Origin of the sequence: Vibrio genomosp. F10 str. 9ZD137 (assembly GCF_049974785.1) — a bacterium.
Classification (GTDB): Bacteria; Pseudomonadota; Gammaproteobacteria; order Enterobacterales; family Vibrionaceae; genus Vibrio.
This window is the reverse complement of sequence record NZ_JBNGCJ010000084.1, coordinates 1-3,192: the sequence shown is the minus strand read 5'-3', so window position 1 is coordinate 3,192 and position 3,192 is coordinate 1. Positions and strand designations below refer to the sequence as shown.

General features: G+C 42.7%; 2 protein-coding genes and 1 pseudogene. 1 reads left to right on the top strand and 2 read right to left on the bottom strand.

What is annotated here, in order from left to right; genetic code table 11:
• Positions 1–235: pseudogene (locus ACP45E_RS01035) on the bottom strand (phosphate ABC transporter permease subunit PstC); the annotation flags it as partial.
• Positions 236–330: 95 nt separating this feature from the next.
• Complete coding sequence (locus ACP45E_RS01030) at positions 331–1,152, bottom strand: phosphate ABC transporter substrate-binding protein (RefSeq protein ID WP_017037266.1); 822 nt, start codon at positions 1,150–1,152, stop codon at positions 331–333.
• 371 nt (positions 1,153–1,523) lie between these two features.
• Here ACP45E_RS01030 and ACP45E_RS01025 point away from each other — a divergent pair, with 371 nt between their 5' ends.
• Positions 1,524–3,164: a methyl-accepting chemotaxis protein gene (locus ACP45E_RS01025; protein WP_017037265.1), complete on the top strand. Its 1,641-nt coding sequence runs from the start codon at positions 1,524–1,526 to the stop codon at positions 3,162–3,164.
• The last annotated feature ends 28 nt before the right edge of the window (positions 3,165–3,192 follow it).

Genomic DNA, 3,192 nt, shown 5'->3' with positions numbered 1-3,192 from the left:
AGTTTTGGCCTAAAACAATCCCAGACACTCCGACTTCTCGGAATGCAGGAATACTCTCTTTAACGATGAAATAAGCAATAACGGCTAAGGAAACAATACCAATAATGGCACTGGTTAAGAATAAACCGTGAAAAATTCGCTCTTTCCAATCCACACGTTTTTTCGTGCGCAGGCCAGATCGATTAACTTGAGTCGCTTGCGTATTCATAAGCTCTTCACTATTTGCGATGGTCATATCAAAATCTCATGCTTCAATCACAGTGTTCAATAACTCTGATGAAGTGGATAAACGCCCAGCCCAAAGTGGGCCAGGCAAAAGTAACGATGTAATTAATTAACTGAGATGTAGCCTTTTTTAGCCACTAACGCTTGCGCTTCATCTGTTAGCATCCAGTCTAGGAACTTTTGAGTTTCTGCCGATGGCTTGCCTTCTTTGTAAAGAACAAGGAATGGACGCGCAACTTTGTAAGAACCGTTCTTAACGTTATCGACAGAAGCTTCAGTGCCGTCTACCGCTAGCGCATTGACCGATTCGTCGACAGTGCCAAGTGAGATATAACCGATAGCGTATGGGTTTGAAGCCACCATTGTTTTCAGTGCTCCGTTACCGTTGGCAACTTGAGCGCGCTGAGAAATCGCCGATACTTTGATACCAGACACTTTCATTTTTAGGCTCATGATGTCTTCAAATGCACCACGAGTACCTGAAGCGGTATCACGAGTGATCGCAACGATGGGCTTGTCTGCACCACCGACATCTTTCCAGTTCGTAATGTCGCCTTTATAAATCGCTGTGACTTGCTCAGCCGTTAAACCTTTTAGTTTGTTGTTTGGGTTTACCACCACCGCAATACCATCACGAGCAACCACTTCTTCAACTAGCGTTGGTTCTTTTTCAGAGTCTTTTAAATTACGAGAAGACATGCCTAAATCTGCGGTGCCATTTTTAGCCGCTTTCACACCCGCTGAAGATCCTGGTCCTTGAACTTCAATAAAAACTGAATCGTTTGATTTCATATAAGTTTCAGAGAAAACTTCCATCAGTGGAGTAACGCTGCTAGAGCCTACAGCAGAGATGGTTTCTTTTGCAGAAACGGTTGTTACTGCCATTGCGCCTAGAAGTGCGATTGCACCGATAACTGTCTTTTTCATCACTATTTCCTTAAGTGGCCGAATTGCCGTTGTGTTTTACTCGAACGCTGCTCACTTTAGGCGTCAAGTGTGACAGTTGTGTTTCAGTTAATTTAAGCCTCTGTGACAAAGCGAATAACCTGACCAAAATCAATAAATGTTCATTCTCTTTATAACCGACCTCTCCAGCAGCCTATACCTGCCTATACTTGGCGCAGTACAAAAAACGAACGTGATGAATACTGAGGTTTTAAAGTGCATAGTAGTGTGTCGTAAAAACTGAGAGATTAGTTCAATAAATTATTGATATATTCATCAGGAAGATTACAATCAGCCCTCACCATGCAAATGAGAACAATTTGCATCTGAGTACAATTAAAGAGAGGATCTCAATGCGTCAGTTACTCAACGGCTTATCCATAAAAATACAAGTAGTCATCCCCGTCATATTTACGATGTTACTTTTACTCACCGGCATTATTTATAGTACGACGAATTTAAAACACGCGTTCAGCCAAGTGTCCGATTCAACCGAAGAGTTGATTATGCATAAAGATGAACTGACTGAAATCATTGATAACACTTATGCCATGCGAATTAGCGCAATATACAGCCTATTCAGAGCCGATGAAGTCAAAGTATTACCGAGCGTGTTAAAGGAAAGAAGAAAGCAGAATCAAACACTGCTCAGATCACTGTCTCAGATTAATGGGATGGAACGAGAAGTGAACGCAATGAATGTTGCTATGGACACCTATATTGACCATTCGATAAACGTCATGATTCCACTTCTTAATGCCAAGCAGCAGAACAACCTTCCCGTGGGTTTTGATGAAAAATACCAACGTGCTTCAGACGAATATCGCGATGCAGGTAAAATGATGGTGAAAGCGATCTCGGACCTGTCAGATAAAATCAACCTGCTCTCACTTCAAAGGGTTGAAATAAATAGCCAAAAACACACCGCCGTTATCAATAATTCACTGATCGGTTTTGCTGCCCTAGTGTTTGTGGGTGCGTTAAGTTGTTGGCTGCTAGCGGGCGTTATCGTTAAGCCGATCATCGAACTTCAAGCAACGATGAAAGAAGTGGCTCATGGTAATCTACTCGTGGAAGCAAATGAAGACGGTGATAATGAAATCACGGCTTTGGCTAAAGATGTCAACTCTACAGTTAAACAGCTTCATGGTACGGTCGATGAGTTAGTTCGAATCAGTGTTGATGTCGCCTCCGCTTCAACAGAACTTGCCACTGTGATGACCCAATCAACGGCAAATTCCGATCAAGAAAAAATCGAAATGGAACAAGTGGCCTCTGCGATTAGCCAGTTAGAACACACCGCAAGTGATGTCACAGCCAACGCTAACATTGCAGACACCGCATCGTCTCAAGCCAATGAATTGGCGATAAACAGCTTAACCATGTTTGAAGAAAGCAATCGTGCTAACGACAAAATGGCGGATCAACTTAATGATGCGGCTGAGGTTGTCCACTCACTTAAAAACCAGTCAGAGCAAATTGGCAAGGTCATTGAAGTGATCGAAAGTATTTCAGAGCAAACCAACTTGCTTGCACTGAATGCTGCCATTGAAGCTGCACGTGCAGGTGAGAGTGGAAGAGGGTTTGCTGTGGTCGCCGACGAAGTTAGAATGCTGGCTGCACGCACACAAGAATCGACCAAAGAGATACAAGCGATTGTTGAAGAGCTGCAATCAAAATCGGGCTTAGCAAACGAGAGTATGAATTCAAGCTTAACCATGTTGCAAAATAACCAAACGCTTTCAGGCCAAGTCAGTGCGGCATTGACTGAGATTTGTGATTCCATTACAAAACTGTCAAGCATCAACACTCAAGTAACGACAGCATCAATAGAACAAGGGCAAGTGACCGCAGATATTAATGTCAATTTAGGTAACATTTATGAGCTGGTCAGCCAAAACGTGATTGGCATAACTCAATCAGCGGCAGCTAGCCAAGAGCTATCTCAATTGGCAGAGAAACAGCGACAGCAGTTGGGATACTTTAAAGTCTAATAGTGTTTTTTGTACATCGATAAAAAAA